The following is a 15,598-nucleotide window of genomic DNA, read 5'->3' on the forward strand; positions in this document are numbered from 1 at the left end:
ACCCGTTCACCGCAACCCGTTCACCTTCACCCGGAGATCACGCACCATGAACCGCAAGCTACTGTCCGGCATCACCGCACTCGCCGCCGGCCTGGCCCTGGCCGGGCCCGCGCCGGCCCAGGTCAGCGCCCAGGGCCAGATCAGCGGCCTGAGCTTCGAACTGATCGACCTCGACCCCGGCGACGGGCTGGCGCCCAGCGCCAGTTGGCTGAACGGCAGCAGCCTGATCAGCGGCGAGGTCGGTGGCGACAACCCCGCGGCCCTGCCCTTCAGCCTCTTCCTGCCCAGCGCCGGCGGACCTCTGGCGGCTTCGACCGGGGCCTCGGGGTCCAGCGCGGCGGCGGCGGTCACGGCCACCGGCCTGCAGGCCGGCGGCAGCAGCGGGGGCGGCAGCTTCTATGCCTCGGCCATCAGCGGCTATGGCCTGGACTTCGGCGGCATCCTGCTCGGCGCCAAGACCGGGCTGCGCCTGAGTCTGAGCTACCAGCTCGATGCCGAGGTGAGCGGCCTGGCCCCCGGCTGCCTGAGCTGCGACAGCGCCCAGGTGAACCTGACGGTGGTGATGCTGGGCTCGGCCTCGACGCTGCCGGTGTTCCACACCGCCTATGCCGCGGCCTATGCCGATCTGGGCCCGTCCGCCGACAGCGTCGGCGACACGCTTGCGCTGCAGCTGGACAATACCGGCGCCGATGCGATCAGCGTCAGCGCCGGCCTGACCCTGATCGCCCAGGGCCAGAGCTTTGCCACACCGGTGCCCGAGCCCGCCACGGCGGCCCTGCTGCTGGCCGGCCTGGGCCTCGCAGGGCGGCGCCGGGCTGCGAGGACCTGACGGCCGCGCCCATGCGCCATGTGCTGGTTGTCGATGACCACCGGCTGATGGGCGAGGCGGTGGCGGCGCTGGTGCGCGAGGTCGAGCCGGCTCTGCGGGTTTCGGTCACCGGCAGCCTGCAGCAGGCGCTGGCGCTGGCCGAGCGCGACGCCCCCGACGCGGCCATCGTCGATCTGCAACTGCCCGACGGCCGCGGCGAGACCCTGATGCAGGCGCTGCGCCGCCGCCGCCCGGCCCTGCCCATGCTGGTGTTCAGCGCCTGCGAGCCCGACGAGGCCGGCCTGGCCCGCCTGTTCGCGCTGGGCGCCCGGCGCTTCTGCGCCAAATCGGCCGGCCACGACGCGCTGCTGGCCGCGCTGCGCCAGTTGCTCGCGCCTGTCAGCCTGGCGGCGCCGCAGCTGGAACTGCTGCGCCTGCTGTGCCAGGACTTGTCCAGTCAGGACATAGGCCGCCGCCTGGGCCTGGCGCCGGCGGCCACGCGCGAAAGAATCGACGGCCTGTTCCGCCTGCTGCAGGTGCGCAGCCGCAGTCAGATCGCTGCGGTGGCTCGGGCGCAGGGCCTGATCGAGTAATCCGCCATCTGTGGGCGGTCTGCGGCGGTCTGCGGCCGATCTGCGTCATTAGGGGGTTCCTCACGGCGGGGCAGGCGGACACAATGCCGGCCATGCAACGCATGGCCCCATCCACCGCCGCCATCCCGCTGGAGGCGCGCATCCTGGCCGACCAAGTGACCGCACTGCAGCGCACCCTGCCCTCCATCATCCTGGGCAACACGCTGACGCCCCTGGTCGTGCTGGTCTGCGTCAAGGGGCTGGTCAGCACGGTGGCGCTGGGCAGCTGGTTTGCGCTGCAGATGCTGCACAGCGCCTTCAACGCCTGGGCCTGGTGGCTCACTCGCCACCGGCCGGCCCACCCGCGCAATGCGCCTGCCCGCGCCCGCGCCATCATCGTCGCCTCGGGCTTGAGCGGCCTGCTGTGGGCTGCGGGCCTGGTGTTTCTGTGGCCCCCGGAGCGGCTGGACCTGCAGATTCTGCTGATCTTTCTGATCGGCGGCATGACCAGCAGCGCCATGCATGCGCTGTCGGTGCTGCTGCCGGCCTATTACGCCTTCCTGGTGCCCAGCGTGGCGAGCGTCGTCGGCATGAGCCTGTGGGCCGGCAGCGTGGCCCACCTGGCGGTGGCAGCAACGGTGCTTGCCTTCGGCCTGACCTCGATCCGCTTCGCCGCCAGCTTGAACCGAACGCTGCGCGACTCGCTGCGCAGCCGCTACACCGTCGCCGAACTGGCGGCCGATCTGCAACTGCAGAAGGAGCGCGCCGAAGCCGCCAGCCTGGACAAGAGCCGCTTTCTGGCCGCCGCCAGCCATGACCTGCGCCAGCCGGTGCATGCGCTGTCGCTGTTTCTCAGCGCCCTGCGCAAGCAGCCGCTGACGGTCGAGGGCGAGCGCCTGGCCACCCATGCCGCCCACGCGGTGGAGACCATGGCCGATCTGTTCAACTCGCTGCTCGATGTGTCGCGGCTGGACGCCGGCATGGTGCACCCAGAGCGGCGCCGCTTTCCCGTGGCGCCGCTGCTGGAGCGGGTGGCCGAGCAGGAGCAGCCCAGCGCCGGCGCCGCCGGCCTGCGCCTGCGTCTTCGCCTGCCGCCCCAGCCGCTGTGGATAGAGACAGATCCGGTGCTGCTCGAACGGGTGCTGCGCAATCTGGTGTCCAACGCGCTGCGCTACACCGACCGGGGCACGGTCTTGATCGCGCTGCGTCGCGGGGCGGGCGGCTGGGTGCTGCAGGTGCGCGACAGTGGCATCGGCATTCCGCCGGAGCGCCAGGCCGATGTGTTCCAGGAGTTTGTGCAGCTGCATAACCCGGAACGCGACCGCAACAAGGGCCTGGGCCTGGGCCTGGCCATCGTGCGGCGCACCGTCGAGCTGCTGGGCCTGGCGCTGAACCTGCGCTCGGCGCCGGGGCGCGGCACGGTCTTCACGCTGGCGCTGCCCGTCGTCGCACCGGCCGGTGCGGGGGTGACGGCCGTCGAGCAGGGTCCGGCGGCCCCGGCCCCCGACAGCGCCCCGCCGCCGGGCCTGTTCGTGGCAGTGATCGATGACGACGCCGACATCCTCGCCGCGATGGAGGCGGTGCTGTCCGGCTGGGGCTGCAAGGTGCTGACGGCCGGCGACGTGGCGGAACTGCTGGCGGGCCTGCTGCTGGAGCCGGCCACACCCGAGCTGCTGATCAGCGACTTCCGTCTGCGCGAGGGGGCCAGCGGCCTGGATGCCGTGGCGCGGCTGCGCGACGAGTACAACCAGGACATACCCGCCATCCTGATCACCGGCGATACCGCGCCCGAGCGTCTGGTCGAGGCCCAGGCCAGCGGCCTGCTGCTGCTGCACAAGCCGGTGGCGACCGAGGACCTGCGGGTGGCCATCGCCCAGGCCCTGGCCCAAGGCCGGCGGGCGGATACGGAAGAGGCGGAAGAGGCAGCGGCCGCCGCGGAGGCCGCCCTGTGAGCATCATGACCGACCCGGTGGCCGGCCCGGACCTCGGCGGCAGCTATCTCGTCGTTGACGACCATCCGCTGATGCGCGAGGCCATGGCCAGCCTGGTGCGCGACATCGCGCCCGCCGCCGCCGTGGCGATGGCCGGCAGCGTGGCCGAGGCGCTGCGGCTCGCCGACAGCGGCGTGATCCGCGCGCTGATCGTCGATCTGAACCTGCCGGACGGCGATGGCGCCGTGCTGGTGACCGAGCTGCGCCGGCGCAGCCCCGAGCTGCCCATCCTGGTGCTGACCGCCTGCGAAGACCATGCCCAGGTGCGCCGCCTGATCGCCGCCGGCGCGACCGGCTTCGCGCCCAAGTCGGCCGGCCCGGCCACGCTGTCGGCGGCCCTGCGCCTGGTGCTGGCCGGCCAGACCTATGTGCCGCCGCTGATGCTGGCACTGCCGGATGCCGAGGCGGACGAGATCAGCGAGGCCGCCACGATGGCGCCGACGGCGGGCAAGCTCACGCCGCGCCAGCTGGAGGTGCTGCGCCTGGTCTGCGACGGCCTGTCCAACAAGCACATCAGCCGCCGGCTGGGCCTGGCCGAGCGCACCATCAAGGTTCATGTCGGCGCCATCTTCCGTGCGCTGGGCGTCAGCAACCGCACCCAGGCCGCCCGGGAGGCCCGCACGCAGCGCCTGCTTGATTAGTCATTGCGGGTTGGACTTGACGGGTACTCCCGGCAGCTCCGACCCCAACCGACTGTAGCTGTTGGCTGTAAAGCCTGTCAGGCGCGCCGCGTGGCCACGTAGATGCTGCCCAGGCACAGCGCCATGCCGGCCACCGACAGCCAGCTGGGCTGCCAGCCCTCAAGTGCGGCCGAAATCACCAGCGCAATGACCGGAATCACCACCCCGGTCAGCGCCGCGCGGGCCGTGCCCTGGCGCTGGGCGAGCTTGAAATACAGCACGAAGGCGGTGACCGAGCCGAACACGGTCAAGTAGAGCAGGCTCAGCAGATAGCTGGGCCGCCAATCAAAATGCAGGCCCTGGCCGGTGAGCAGCGACATCAGCAGCAGGAACAGCGCGCCATAGCCCATGCTCCAGGCGAGGATCGGGATCAGCGGCAGGCTGCGGCGGGTCAGCGTTAGCGTCAGCACATTGCCGATGCAGGCGGCCAGCACCGCAAGCAGGCCCAGCCCCAGGCCCAGGGCGGCGGTGGGCCTCGCGCCGGTCTCGGCAATCTCGGGCCAGAAGATCATCACCACGCCGATCACGCCGGCGCTGGCCGCAATCAGAAAGCGCCGCGTCACCCGCTGGCCGAAGAACACCCGGCCCGACAGCGCATTGCCGAATACCATCAGGCAGAACAGCACCGCCACCAGGCCGCTGGGAATGTGCAGCTCGGCCTGATAGACGGACCAGTAGTTGCCGCTGTACTGGACAATGCCGGTGGCCAGCATCAGGCCATGGGCCGACAGCGGCAGGCGCAGCGAAGTGCCCTGCCAGCGCGCGACGGCGAACAGCATCAGAGCCGCCAGGCCGAAACGCCAGGCCACGGAGTTGAGCACCGGCACCGTGCTGTCCAGCTGGTACAGGATCACATGCCAGGTCGAGGCCCAGATCAGGGTCGGGCCCCAGAACAGCGCGCGGTCAGAGAACTTCAAGCGGCGCGCTTGAAGCCGGCCAGCAAGGCGCCGGCGGCAATGAACAGGGTGCCAAAGGCGCGGTTCATCGCCTTGATATGGGCCGCGGAGCGCAGCACCGACAGCACCTTGGAGGCCAGCACCGTGTAGCCGGCCATCACCACCAGGTCGGTGAAGCACAGCGTGGCGCCAATCACCAGGTATTGCGGGGCCAGCGGCTGATGCAGGTCCAGGAACTGAGGCACCACGGCCAGCAGGAACACCGTGCCCTTGGGGTTGACCGCATTGATCATCCAGCCGCGAAGCACCAGTTGGCGGCGCGTCACTTCCCGGGCCCCGGTGTCGGTCGCCACCATCGCCTTGGCCGGTGCCCGCCACTGCTGTATGCCCAGCCAGACCAGATAGGCCACGCCCAGCCACTTGACCAGGGTGAAGCCCAGGGTCGACGCCGCGATCAGCGCGCCCAGCCCGGCGCCCACCACCACAACCTGGGTCAGGATGCCCAGGATCAGCCCGAAGGTCGTGAAATAGCCACGCCTGAAGCCGTAGTTCAGCCCCGAACTCATCGCCGCAATGGCGCCGGCCCCTGGCGACAGGCTGATGGCCCAGGAGGCGGCGAAAAAGGTCAGCCAGACGGAGAAATCCATTTTTTTCTTCCCAGCCCCAAGATGGGGCGCACAACGCAGCGAGCCTTGTATCACGCCCGGACAAACCCTGGCGGCGCAGGCAGTACAGTTGTGCGAAGAACGCCGGGGCCACCGGCCATGCAGCTCAAAGGGGGAGCGTCCGCCATGACCGACAGCGTTTCGTTCCACCGTGCCGAGCGCCGCAGGGTGGAGCTGACCCGAAGGCAGTTGCGCCGCGAGCGCTGGCTGCGCTGGCACGTGTTCCTGATCGCCGCCTGCACCCTCGCCGGCATGATGTGCGGCGGCGCCCTGCTGAGATGGGCCGGTATCGAGGCGCTGGCCTGGCGCTATGCCCTGCTGCTGCCCCTGACGTATCTGATCTACCTGGCCCTGCTGCGGCTTTGGGCCGCCTATCTGCTGAGCCGGGACCAGGGCTTGCCGGACCTGGCCGACGCCCTGACCGATCTGCCCCTGCCAAGACCCGGTCGCGGCGGCGCGAGCCAGCCGTTCGAGGCGGGCGGGGGCGGCGACTTTGGTGGCGGCGGTGCATCCGGTGACTTCGGTGACCTGGCCGGCGACGCCGCCGGAGAGCTCGCCAAGGGAGCGGCCAAGGTCGGTGGCGAGGCCCTGGGCGCGCTGGACGAGGGCGCCGTCGTCGTCGTGCCGCTGGTGGCCCTGGTCACCATCATCGCCCTGCTGGCCGGCGTGCTGAGTGCGGCCGTGCTGATGGTGTTCGGCGTCGAGGTACTGCTGGCGGTGGCGGTCGAGGTCGCCCTGGCGGCCTGGGCGGGCGGACTGGCCTACAAGCACCGCTACCAGCGCGACGGCTGGCTGGGCCGGGCCCTGGCCCACACCTGGCGCGGTGCGCTGATGATGCTGGTGCTGGGCATCGCCCTGGGCGCCGCCATCGACCACTGGCTGCCCGCGGCCGACTCGCTGCCCGAGGCGCTGACGATGCTGCGCAGAAATAGCTAGGACAATCGGCCCATGGCCAAAGAAAAATCGATCTACACCTGCAACGAATGCGGCGGCACCAGCGCCAAGTGGCTGGGCAAGTGCCCGCACTGCAATGCCTGGAACACGATGATAGAGAGCGTGGCCGAGGCGCCTGGGGGCGGCGGCAAGAACAACCGCTACCAGGCCCTTGCCAAGAGCCAGCCGGTGGCCACCTTGAGCGAGATCGAGGCCAGCGACTTCGAGCGCACCCCGACCGGCCAGGAAGAGCTTGACCGCGTGCTCGGCGGCGGCATCGTCGAGGGCGGCGTGGTGCTGATCGGCGGCGACCCCGGCATCGGCAAGTCCACCCTGCTGCTGCAGGCGATCGACGATCTGTCGGCCCGGCTGAAGGTGCTGTACGTCACCGGCGAGGAATCGGGCGCGCAGATCGCGATGCGCTCGCGCCGGCTCGGCCTGGCCGGCACAAGGGTGCGGGTGCTGGCCGAGATCAGCCTGGAGAAGATCCTCGCCACCCTGGAACAAGAGCAGCCGGCCTTCTGCGTCATCGACTCGATCCAGACCCTCTACTCCGAGCACCTGACCTCGGCCCCCGGCTCGGTGGCCCAGGTGCGCGAATGCGCGGCCCAGCTGACGCGCACCGCCAAGGCCAGCGGCTGCGCCATCGTGCTGGTGGGCCATGTGACGAAAGAAGGGGCGATCGCCGGCCCCCGCGTGCTGGAGCACATCGTCGACACGGTGCTGTACTTCGAGGGCGACACCCATTCCAGCTTCCGCCTGGTGCGGGCGATCAAGAACCGCTTCGGCGCGGTCAACGAGATCGGCGTGTTCGCGATGACCGACAAGGGTCTGAAGGGCGTGGCCAATCCGAGCGCGATCTTCCTGTCCACCCATGGCGAGCCGGTGCCGGGCTCCTGCGTGCTGGTGACACTGGAGGGCACAAGGCCCATGCTGGTCGAGCTGCAGGCGCTGGTGGACAGCGGCGGCCCCAGCCCGCGCCGCCTGTCGGTGGGCCTGGACCGCGACCGCCTGGCCATGTTGCTGGCCGTGCTGCACCGCCACGCCGGGGTCGTCACCAACGACCAGGACGTGTTCATCAACGCGGTCGGCGGCGTGCGCATCAGCGAGCCGGCGGCCGATCTGGCGGTGATGCTGGCGATCCAGAGCTCGCTGCGCGGCAAGGCGCTGCCGCGGGGCTTCATCGCCTTCGGCGAGGTCGGCCTGGCCGGCGAGGTGCGGCCGGCGCCGCGCGGCCAGGAGCGGCTCAAGGAGGCAGCCAAGCTGGGCTTCAGCGTCGCCATCGTGCCCAAGGCGAATGCGCCGAAGAAGGCCATCGAGGGGCTGACCGTGCATGCGGTGGAGCGGATCGAGCAGGCGATCGATTTGCTGCGGGAGTTGGCATAGTCACCCGGCGGGTTGTGGTCTCCCCGCATTCGATCCGTGTGGATCAGGCCCTAACATCGCGCCCATGAACAATTGGATTGGTTGGGCCCTGGCCATTGCCGCCGTGGTGGCGGGATGGTTTTCCTATGGCTGGCAGGGCGTCGTGCTGGCAGTGAGCCTGGTGGCGTTCTGGCTGCTGCTGCAGTTCAGCCGCGTGATGCGGCTGCTGCAAAAGGCCGGCAGCGCGCCCAAGGGATCGGTGGGCAGCGCCGTGATGCTGCACACCAAGCTGCGCGACGGCATGCGGCTGATGGACGTGATCGCCATCGCCGGCAGCCTCGGCATCCGGGTCACGGAGCAACCCGAGGTCTGGCGCTGGGAGGACGAAGGCGGCGTCGGTGTCGAGCTGGAGTTCGCCGACGGCCGCTGCGTGCGCCGCACGCTGACACGGCCCGAGGCAGGCGACGAAACCGCTGCGGCATGAAAAAGCCCCGCCGCGGCGGGGTTCACCATGTGTCGAAGCGAATCAGGCGCTCTTGCGACGGCGCGAGACAAATCCCACCGCCGCCAGGCCGGCCAGCATCAGCGCATAGGTCTCGGGCTCGGGCACGGCCGCGGTCGGCGTGCCGAAGAAGCCGGCATGCGAGATCACCATGCCGCCGCCGGCCTTGACGCCATTGGAGTCGATGGACAGTTGCGAGATGCCGCCAACCACGGCGGAGCCATCGAACAGATACAGCGAAAAATCATTGCCCTGCTTGATGCCCAGCACAAACTTGCCGGTCTGGGCGTTGTCGAACTTGATCACGCCATTGTCCAGGGCGCCCGCATCCGTGGCGAAGGGGTTGCCCGAGACAGCGTAGTTGCCGCTGTTGAAATACTGATTGGTGCTGAAGCCGAAACCCGCGCTCGGCGCGGCGGCGATGGCAGCAAACACGCCACCGGCGCCGTTCAGCTGGTTGTCGATATTGCCGTCGAAAGAGCCCAGGCAGGCCACATAACCGGCTTGCGAGGTGGTGGTGGCCGAGGCCGAGCACAGCGGGCCGCCGGCATTGATGGTCAGGGCCTGTGCGGGCGCAGCCAGCGACAGCGCAGCAGCCGAGATCAAGGAGGCGAGGGTCAGAGGGCGGTTCATGCGGATTCCCAACAAAATTGAAAAGCGGTTTCTTGCTTTGGTGCCCGGACTGTAAAAAATGGGCGGAATCAGCGCCAGCATCCGCGCCCCCGCGCCTCGGGGGGCTTGACGCACTGCGCCGCCGATCTGTGAGAACAAAGTCACGGTCGGCGCTTCGGGTGCCAGCGCATAAAATGGCCCGAAACCACAGCTAGGAGCCCCTCATGTCCATGGACGACCGCGACGGCAAGATCTGGATGGATGGCGAACTCGTCGAATGGCGCGACGCCAAGATCCATGTGCTGACGCACACGCTGCACTATGGCTGCGGCGCCTTCGAGGGCGTGCGCGCCTACAAGACGGCCGATGGCGGCACCTCGATCTTCCGCCTGCAGGAACACACCGAGCGCCTGTTCAACAGCGCCAAGATCCTGCGCATGAAGATCCCCTTCAGCCCCGAGCAGGTGATGGAGGCGCAGAAGAGCGCGGTGCGCGAGAACAAGCTGGACAGCGCCTACATCCGCCCGCTGATCTGGATAGGTTCCGAGAAGCTGGGCGTCAGCCCCAAGGGTGCCAAGGTGCATCTGATGGTCGCGGCCTGGTCCTGGGGTGCCTATCTTGGCGAGGACGGCATGAAGCGCGGCATCCGCGTCAAGACCTCGAGCTTCACCCGCCACCACGTCAACATCACGATGACGCAGGCCAAGACGGTGAGCAACTACACCAACTCCATACTGGCGAATATGGAAGCCACCGACGACGGCTATGACGAGGCCCTGCTGCTCGATGCCTCGGGCTTCGTCTCCGAGGGTGCCGGCGAGAACCTGTTCATCATCAACAAGGGCGTGGTCTACACGCCCGACCTGTCGGCCGGTGCGCTGAACGGCATCACCCGCAACACCATCTTCTCGATCTGCCAGGACCTGGGCCTGAAGCTGGTCGAGAAGCGCATCACCCGCGACGAGGTCTATATCTGCGACGAGGCCTTCTTCACCGGCACCGCCGCCGAAGTGACGCCGATCCGCGAGCTCGACCGCATCGAGATCGGCGTCGGCTCGCGTGGCCCCATCACGGAGAAGATCCAGGCCGCGTTCTTCGACATCGTGCACGGGCGCAATCCCAAGTACGCCGGCTGGTTGTCCAAGGTCTGAGGCACATCATGAGCGAATCCAAATCAGTTGTTGAAGTCACCGCAGCCGAGCTGCAAGGCCCCGGCGTCGTCGCCTGCCCGAACCCGAAGATGGCGCTGTGGAGCAACCACCCGAAGGTCTTCATCGACGTGGTGACCAACGCCGAGGGCGGCAAGTGCCCCTACTGCGGCACCGTGTATCGCCTGAAGGCAGGCGAAGTCGTGCACGCGCACCACTGAGCCGCGCTTGCACATGCCTTTGCGAAAAGCCCGGGCCGCCGCGCTGCTGTCCTCGCCCGAGGACACCGAGGCACAGTTCTACGAAGCGCTGCAGCAGGGAGATCTGGACCGGCTGATGGCCGTCTGGGCCGACGAGGAGGAGGTTTCCTGCGTGCACCCGGGCGGGCCGCGCGTGGTCGGCATCGGCGCCATCCGCGCCACCTTCGAGGCCGTGCTGAGTCAGGGGCCGGTGCACGCCATGCCCGAGCGCGTGCGCACGCTCAGCAATGGCGAGACCTCCATTCACAACGTGCTGGAACGGGTGCAGGTGCAGGGCCCAAAGGGCCCGCAAAGCGCCTGGGTGATTGCCACCAACGTCTATCTGAAGACGGCCATGGGCTGGCGCATGGTCGTCCACCATGCCAGCCCCGGCACGGCCAATGACGTGCAGGAGATCATCGAAGCGCCGGCTGTGCTGCATTGACGGATGAGTGACGCCTCGGGTTATCACGCCCCGCTGTGGCTGCCCGGCGGCAATGCACAGACGATCTGGGCGGCGCTGTGGGCGCGCCGTTTCCAGGCCGCCAAGCCGACCTATCGCCGCGAGCGCTGGGCCACGCCGGACGGCGATTTCGTCGATGTCGATCATCTGGTCGACGAGGTCGCGGCCGGCACGGAACGTCCGCTGCTGGTGCTGTTCCATGGCCTGGAAGGCTCGTCCAACAGCCACTACGCGCTGGCCTTCGCCAGCCTGGCCCGGGCCCGCGGCTGGGCCTATGCGGTGCCGCACTTCCGCGGCTGCTCGGGCGAGCTGAATCTGGCGCCGCGGGCCTATCACTCGGGCGACCATGTCGAAGTCGGCTGGATGCTGGACCGGCTGCGCGCCCAGCACCGCGGGCCCATCGTCGCCGTCGGGGTGTCGCTGGGCGGCAATGCCCTGCTGCGCTGGGCGCAGGAGGCCGGCCACACCGCTGGCACCACGGCCCAGGCGGTGGCGGCGGTGTGCTCGCCGGTCGATCTGGCGGCCAGCGGCCGCGCCATCGGCAAGGGCTTCAATCGCCTCGTCTACACCCGCATGTTCCTGCGCAGCATGGTGCCCAAGGCGCTGCGCAAATTGCAGCAGCACCCGGGCCTGTTCGACGGCGAGCGCCTGCGCGCCGCCCGTGATCTGTACGAGTTCGACAATCTGTTCACGGCGCCGCTGCATGGCTACCGCAACACCGACGACTACTGGTCCCGGGCCTCGGCCAAGCCCCATCTGAAAAGCCTGCGCATCCCGGCCCTGGTGATGAATGCGCGCAACGACCCCTTCGTGCCGGCCGACTGCCTGCCGCGCGAGTCCGAGGTCGGCCCCTTCGTCACGCTGTGGCAACCGCGCCAGGGTGGGCATGTCGGCTTCCCCAGCGGCTGGCCACCGGGCCATGTGCTGGCCATGCCGGAGGCCGTCTGCAACTGGCTGGCCGGTTCCTTTTGATGCTTCTATAGGGCAAACTGGCTCGCATGGATGACATCGTCAAGGCCGCGCTGAAGAAATGGCCCAATGTGCCGCACTGCTACGGTTGGCTGGCGCTGGACGCGCGCGGTGAGTGGTACATGCGCGACGACCGCATCCAGGCCGCCGGGCCCTTCCCCGTCGTCAAGGGCAGCCGTATCGCCCACGAGAAGCTGCGCGAGTTCATCGAGCGCAACTATCTGCATGACGACGCCGGCTGCTGGTTCTTCCAGAACGGTCCGCAGCGCGTCTATGTCGAACTGGAGGCCACGCCCTGGGTGTGGCGCCTGACGGCCACGGCGGCCGCACCGCAGCTGCGCAGCCACACCGGCCTGGAGGCCAGCTTCGAGTCGGCCTGGCTGGACGAGCACGGCCGGCTCTTCATCGCCACCGACCTGGGCCTCGGCCTGGTGCACACCCTGGACATGGAGTGCGCCGCCAACGCCGTCGAGGCCGGCCTGTGGCTACCGCAGGACGTGATGGCGGCCGCGCTGCCGCGGCAGTTCGGCTTCGTGCGCAGGCCTGCGCCAGGCACCGACCGGGCGTAAAAAAGCCGACCCGCAGGTCGGCTCGATTTGACGCGTCGCTCGGCTTACTTGGACGCAGCCGCCGCAGCTGCCGGCGCCTTAGGTTCGTCGAACTTGGCACCGCCCTGATTGGCCAGATAGACCACGGCGCGGCCAATCTCGAAGTCGCTGAAATCGCCACCGCCCTGGGCTCCCATATTGCCCTTGCCCTTCAGGGCCGAGGTCAGCAGGGCCTCATAACCAGTCTTCACGCGCGGGCCCCAGGCGGCCAGATCGGCCAGCTTGGGCGCACCGGCGGCGCCGGTGGCGTGACAGGCCGAGCACTGTGCGGCATAGACCTGCTCGCCGGTCTTCAAGGTCGCCACATTGTTGACGTCCTTCAGCTCGATGCTGCCGATGGGCTGGATGCGGGCGGCCACCGCCTCGGCGCCAAGCCCCTCGCTGCCGGCGGCCGGCTTCTTGTCCGAGCTGACGAAATTGGCCAGCAGGATGATGATGATCACCGGCGCCACAAAGGCAAACAACACGGCCCAGGCCAATTGCTTGGGGGTCTTGATCGGACCCGTGTGCGCATCGTCGTGTGCGTCATCGTGGGTGTTGTCGTGATCTGGGGTTCCGCTCATGAAATCCTCGTTGGCGTCGGCAGGCAGGGCAACAGCGCCCCAAAGCTATGAGGCGCAAAACTGCGGGATTATATCGTCGCGGGGCCGTGATACGGCCACACCGACACAAAGCCGCTTTTGCGCCCCACGTCGCTGAACGCACAACAAGGCCTGGCCGCGACCGTCGGACCCGGGCTCAAGCCCGGGTACACTTGCGAGCTCTGCGCCCGTAGCTCAATGGATAGAGTATTGGCCTCCGAAGCCAAGGGTTGCTGGTTCGATCCCAGCCGGGCGCACCATAATTGACGCGGATTTCCGCGTAAGCAAACGCCAACCTCAGGGTTGGCGTTTTGCGTTGTGGCCCATTTGTGGCCCAAATTTGGCCCACTTGTGGCCCATGGTTCGGGCACTGAGTCCCCAAAAGACCGTTGGCCTACTGGCCCGCTTCCACTGTGTCTGTACGACAGCCGCAATCGATGTAGCCATTGGAGACCTCCGGCGAGTGGCATTGAAACATGCCCAAAAATCCAGCGCCGAAGCACCGCTCAGACCAACACCGTCAGGCTTCGGCCGACGACCGGGCTTGGCTCGACATGGCGCCAGTGGGGCGCGAGGTCGGTAGTCCAGGCTATGAGCGCTTGACAGCGTTGGATCAGGCCGCATTTGCTGCCTTCCAATCCTGGGAGCAAGTGCGTCGATGGCTGGCAGCACCAAATCCAGAACTCGATGGAGCCAGTCCGGAGGGCGCTGCGCGTAGCCCCGACGGCCTCAACAAAGTCATGTCCATACTTATGACGGTCGGCGGCCGTGTCACCGGTGACTTCATGCGTGAGGGAGACGACCTGCCTGTCCAGGAACGAGACTCGCTTCAGGGGCTGGATGGGCTCAAGAACCTCAAAGGAATGTTTGGCCGTACCTCTAAGCACATTTCCATTGAGGACATGAATGCAGCCATCGCGCGCCGCGGGGCCGGGAAGAAGTAGCGCTTGGGCCAAGAGGGAGGCAACGCGACAACGTAGCCGGACGCTGCGGCAATGTCGCGGCAAGGCTGGCTGCGGCCGGTCAGATTTCCGAGTCGAAGGGCGGCGGGCGCCCATACCAGCCGTTGGCCAGTTCTTCACGCGGCTGTCCCCTGTGCCTCGGAACTTGACGCTCGACAGTGGCGGGGTTCAAAGGCGGGTCAGCGACTCGGCGACCAGGCCCAGCCAACAACTGCTCTCGCTGGCCGCGAAGGGGTTCTTTCGACCCATCGGCGACATCCGCTGCATTGGATTGGCCAGCACGCAGCAGTCCGTTGCAGCACAACGGGATCGGCCGCTCCATGAGTTGGAACGGGCTCATCAGCAGGCCTGATCAGCCAATCGACTCAGCCGTGCGAATGTCACGCGGGGGACACGGGCCAGCCGCGCGCGTCTGCGGCTCGAGGGAAAGGGCGGCACGTTCCCTCACGATCCAGGAGTCGCAGATGAACGCGAGTCCGACGGGCAAAGATGTGACGATTGCAGGCGGGATTCAGGGCCTGGCCGCAGGCGGTTTGCCCAGAGCGTGCTCCAGCCCCACCCGAGCAGAAAATGAAGGGGGCAGTGTCGCTACAATACTGCCCCTCGTATTCCCGATGTGCAGGCCTTACTGCTTGCGCTTTCGCAGTTGCGAGCCCAGCAAGCCGGCGATGGCGGCGCCCGCGAGCAGCAAGGTGCCCGGTTCGGGAACCTGGGCAGGAGCGACGCCGCGGGTGTCCCAGCCTGCAGTCAAGTTGACAGCGGAGTTCTCCTGACTGGAGGAGAACGCCCCCTGCAACCAGAGCTTTCCGGTCAGCGTGAAGCCGTCGGTGAGGTTCATGTCGGAACCCGTCACCAGCCAATCCTTGTTAAGCCCATCTACTCCGCTGAAGCTGCCCAACGCGACTCCGTCAAGCACCATATCGGTCAGATACACGAGCGAGCCGACATCCCCCTGCTTGACCGTAATCTGAAATGCATTGAGGTCGGCCGCGCCCTTAGTCTTGCCAAGACCAGCCAACTTGGTCGACCAGCCCGAGTACTCCAGGCTGCCGCCTAAGATCGTCGACACCAGCTTGTCGCTGGCCTGGTCGTACTGGAAGGTGAAATCAAAGGAGGTGAGCGGATTGTTGGCGTCCGTCATCCAGTTGAGTTGACGCACAACACGGTTGGACGCGTTTCCAAGACTCGGGATGCCGAGGTAGTTTTCTTCGCTCCCGGTCGGCTGGAACGACCTGAACCTGTCGCCCGCCAGCGACTGGCCGGTACCTGCGCCTCCAGAGCCGATATAGGCATCGGACATGACCAAAGCAGCGTTTGAGGAGATCGCAGAAGCGCCGAGCACCACTGCCGCGAAGGCGTTCAACAACAACTTATTCATTTTCAGGTTCTCCGTTCGGGGGAAGTCGAGGCAATACAAAAGGGCTTCATCTCATGCGCCCTGGAGCGTGCCAGGACCTGGCGATCCGAAGCAAGATAAGTGCCAGCGGGGGGGGGGGGGGGGGGGGGGAAAAATTAGACCTATCAATTTCTTTCAACCCGACCGGCTTGGGCCCCCAGTTACCTTGGTGGGGGGGGGCAAAAGAATCCGCCAGGGGCCCAAGAGC

General features: G+C 67.8%; 18 protein-coding genes and 1 tRNA gene. 14 read left to right on the plus strand and 5 right to left on the minus strand.

Annotation, left to right across the window (positions count from 1 at the left end; translation table 11 throughout):
* Positions 1-46 precede the first annotated feature (46 nt).
* The 4 genes from DES47_RS25580 to DES47_RS25595 all read left to right on the plus strand — a co-directional run bounded on the left by DES47_RS25580 (position 47) and on the right by DES47_RS25595 (position 4,012).
* Entirely contained in the window at positions 47-829 is a 783-nt protein-coding gene (locus DES47_RS25580) for a PEP-CTERM sorting domain-containing protein (protein WP_133703613.1), read from the plus strand.
* A gap of 11 nt (positions 830-840) precedes the next feature.
* A complete protein-coding gene (locus DES47_RS25585; protein WP_133703614.1) occupies positions 841-1,401 on the plus strand; it encodes a response regulator transcription factor in 561 nt (186 codons plus the stop codon).
* Between the two features lie 101 nt (positions 1,402-1,502).
* Positions 1,503-3,332, plus strand: coding sequence for an ATP-binding response regulator (locus tag DES47_RS25590; RefSeq protein WP_208115119.1), 1,830 nt, complete (start codon positions 1,503-1,505; stop codon positions 3,330-3,332).
* Between the two features lie 5 nt (positions 3,333-3,337).
* Positions 3,338-4,012 carry a response regulator transcription factor gene (locus DES47_RS25595; protein ID WP_243748466.1) on the plus strand — a complete coding sequence of 225 codons (675 nt, stop codon included), beginning with the start codon at positions 3,338-3,340 and terminating at the stop codon, positions 4,010-4,012.
* A gap of 77 nt (positions 4,013-4,089) precedes the next feature.
* On the opposite strand, the gene DES47_RS25600 is transcribed toward DES47_RS25595, so the two are convergent.
* Positions 4,090-4,968: a DMT family transporter gene (locus tag DES47_RS25600; RefSeq protein ID WP_133703617.1), complete on the minus strand. Its 879-nt coding sequence runs from the start codon at positions 4,966-4,968 to the stop codon at positions 4,090-4,092.
* The gene (gene rhtB / locus DES47_RS25605; protein ID WP_133703618.1) at positions 4,965-5,594 is read right to left on the minus strand and encodes a homoserine/homoserine lactone efflux protein; all 630 of its coding nucleotides are present in this window, start codon (positions 5,592-5,594) and stop codon (positions 4,965-4,967) included. The genes DES47_RS25600 and rhtB overlap by 4 nt, the downstream gene beginning before the upstream one ends.
* Positions 5,595-5,738: 144 nt before the next feature.
* Between rhtB and DES47_RS29640 the strand changes: the two genes are divergently transcribed.
* The 3 genes from DES47_RS29640 to DES47_RS25620 all read left to right on the plus strand — a co-directional run bounded on the left by DES47_RS29640 (position 5,739) and on the right by DES47_RS25620 (position 8,394).
* Entirely contained in the window at positions 5,739-6,548 is an 810-nt protein-coding gene (locus DES47_RS29640; protein ID WP_133703619.1) for a hypothetical protein, read from the plus strand.
* A 12-nt stretch (positions 6,549-6,560) separates the two neighbouring features.
* Positions 6,561-7,931, plus strand: a complete 1,371-nt coding sequence (gene radA, locus DES47_RS25615) for a DNA repair protein RadA (RefSeq protein WP_133703620.1) — start codon at positions 6,561-6,563, stop codon at positions 7,929-7,931.
* Positions 7,932-7,995: 64 nt separating this feature from the next.
* Complete coding sequence (locus tag DES47_RS25620; protein WP_133703621.1) at positions 7,996-8,394, plus strand: hypothetical protein; 399 nt, start codon at positions 7,996-7,998, stop codon at positions 8,392-8,394.
* 42 nt (positions 8,395-8,436) lie between these two features.
* Here the strand turns inward: DES47_RS25620 and DES47_RS25625 are convergent, their stop codons facing one another.
* On the minus strand, positions 8,437-9,045 hold the full coding sequence (locus tag DES47_RS25625) for a PEP-CTERM sorting domain-containing protein (RefSeq protein WP_133703622.1): 609 nt from the start codon (positions 9,043-9,045) through the stop codon (positions 8,437-8,439).
* 203 nt (positions 9,046-9,248) lie between these two features.
* Here DES47_RS25625 and DES47_RS25630 point away from each other — a divergent pair, with 203 nt between their 5' ends.
* From DES47_RS25630 to DES47_RS25650, 5 genes are read left to right on the plus strand one after another with little or no spacing between them, the layout of a single operon-like run.
* Positions 9,249-10,175, plus strand: a complete 927-nt coding sequence (locus DES47_RS25630; RefSeq protein WP_133703623.1) for a branched-chain amino acid transaminase — start codon at positions 9,249-9,251, stop codon at positions 10,173-10,175.
* A gap of 8 nt (positions 10,176-10,183) precedes the next feature.
* Positions 10,184-10,393: a zinc-finger domain-containing protein gene (locus tag DES47_RS25635; RefSeq protein WP_133703624.1), complete on the plus strand. Its 210-nt coding sequence runs from the start codon at positions 10,184-10,186 to the stop codon at positions 10,391-10,393.
* A gap of 13 nt (positions 10,394-10,406) precedes the next feature.
* Positions 10,407-10,856 (plus strand): YybH family protein, encoded by a 450-nt coding sequence (locus tag DES47_RS25640; RefSeq protein ID WP_133703625.1) that lies wholly within the window; start codon positions 10,407-10,409, stop codon positions 10,854-10,856.
* Positions 10,857-10,859: 3 nt separating this feature from the next.
* Positions 10,860-11,846 (plus strand): YheT family hydrolase, encoded by a 987-nt coding sequence (locus DES47_RS25645; protein WP_133703626.1) that lies wholly within the window; start codon positions 10,860-10,862, stop codon positions 11,844-11,846.
* Positions 11,847-11,872: 26 nt separating this feature from the next.
* A complete protein-coding gene (locus DES47_RS25650) occupies positions 11,873-12,412 on the plus strand; it encodes a DUF2946 family protein (protein ID WP_133703627.1) in 540 nt (179 codons plus the stop codon).
* Positions 12,413-12,456: 44 nt separating this feature from the next.
* Here the strand turns inward: DES47_RS25650 and DES47_RS25655 are convergent, their stop codons facing one another.
* On the minus strand, positions 12,457-13,014 hold the full coding sequence (locus DES47_RS25655; protein ID WP_133703628.1) for a c-type cytochrome: 558 nt from the start codon (positions 13,012-13,014) through the stop codon (positions 12,457-12,459).
* 202 nt (positions 13,015-13,216) lie between these two features.
* Here DES47_RS25655 and DES47_RS25660 point away from each other — a divergent pair.
* Positions 13,217-13,292 (plus strand) — tRNA-Arg (locus DES47_RS25660).
* Positions 13,293-13,508: 216 nt separating this feature from the next.
* Entirely contained in the window at positions 13,509-13,976 is a 468-nt protein-coding gene (locus DES47_RS25665) for an antitoxin Xre/MbcA/ParS toxin-binding domain-containing protein (protein ID WP_243748465.1), read from the plus strand.
* Between the two features lie 643 nt (positions 13,977-14,619).
* On the opposite strand, the gene DES47_RS25670 is transcribed toward DES47_RS25665, so the two are convergent.
* Entirely contained in the window at positions 14,620-15,372 is a 753-nt protein-coding gene (locus DES47_RS25670; protein WP_133703629.1) for a PEP-CTERM sorting domain-containing protein, read from the minus strand.
* Positions 15,373-15,598 lie beyond the last annotated feature (226 nt).

This window comes from Roseateles toxinivorans, assembly GCF_004362525.1.
GTDB classification, from domain to species: Bacteria; Pseudomonadota; Gammaproteobacteria; order Burkholderiales; family Burkholderiaceae_C; genus Paucibacter; species Paucibacter toxinivorans.

Excerpts from the sequence above, each read along its gene's own strand:
- DES47_RS25595 (WP_243748466.1), top strand. The coding sequence starts at position 3,338 with ATGACCGACCCGGTGGCCGGCCCGGACCTCGGCGGCAGCTATCTCGTC.
- DES47_RS25625 (WP_133703622.1), bottom strand. The coding sequence starts at position 9,045 with ATGAACCGCCCTCTGACCCTCGCCTCCTTGATCTCGGCTGCTGCGCTG.
- DES47_RS25580 (WP_133703613.1), top strand. The coding sequence starts at position 47 with ATGAACCGCAAGCTACTGTCCGGCATCACCGCACTCGCCGCCGGCCTG.
- radA (WP_133703620.1), top strand. The coding sequence starts at position 6,561 with ATGGCCAAAGAAAAATCGATCTACACCTGCAACGAATGCGGCGGCACC.
- DES47_RS25645 (WP_133703626.1), top strand. The coding sequence starts at position 10,860 with ATGAGTGACGCCTCGGGTTATCACGCCCCGCTGTGGCTGCCCGGCGGC.
- DES47_RS25630 (WP_133703623.1), top strand. The coding sequence starts at position 9,249 with ATGTCCATGGACGACCGCGACGGCAAGATCTGGATGGATGGCGAACTC.
- DES47_RS25670 (WP_133703629.1), bottom strand. The coding sequence starts at position 15,372 with ATGAATAAGTTGTTGTTGAACGCCTTCGCGGCAGTGGTGCTCGGCGCT.
- DES47_RS25650 (WP_133703627.1), top strand. The coding sequence starts at position 11,873 with ATGGATGACATCGTCAAGGCCGCGCTGAAGAAATGGCCCAATGTGCCG.
- DES47_RS29640 (WP_133703619.1), top strand. The coding sequence starts at position 5,739 with ATGACCGACAGCGTTTCGTTCCACCGTGCCGAGCGCCGCAGGGTGGAG.
- DES47_RS25585 (WP_133703614.1), top strand. The coding sequence starts at position 841 with ATGCGCCATGTGCTGGTTGTCGATGACCACCGGCTGATGGGCGAGGCG.
- DES47_RS25655 (WP_133703628.1), bottom strand. The coding sequence starts at position 13,014 with ATGAGCGGAACCCCAGATCACGACAACACCCACGATGACGCACACGAC.
- DES47_RS25620 (WP_133703621.1), top strand. The coding sequence starts at position 7,996 with ATGAACAATTGGATTGGTTGGGCCCTGGCCATTGCCGCCGTGGTGGCG.
- DES47_RS25665 (WP_243748465.1), top strand. The coding sequence starts at position 13,509 with ATGCCCAAAAATCCAGCGCCGAAGCACCGCTCAGACCAACACCGTCAG.
- DES47_RS25640 (WP_133703625.1), top strand. The coding sequence starts at position 10,407 with ATGCCTTTGCGAAAAGCCCGGGCCGCCGCGCTGCTGTCCTCGCCCGAG.
- DES47_RS25635 (WP_133703624.1), top strand. The coding sequence starts at position 10,184 with ATGAGCGAATCCAAATCAGTTGTTGAAGTCACCGCAGCCGAGCTGCAA.
- rhtB (WP_133703618.1), bottom strand. The coding sequence starts at position 5,594 with ATGGATTTCTCCGTCTGGCTGACCTTTTTCGCCGCCTCCTGGGCCATC.
- DES47_RS25590 (WP_208115119.1), top strand. The coding sequence starts at position 1,503 with ATGGCCCCATCCACCGCCGCCATCCCGCTGGAGGCGCGCATCCTGGCC.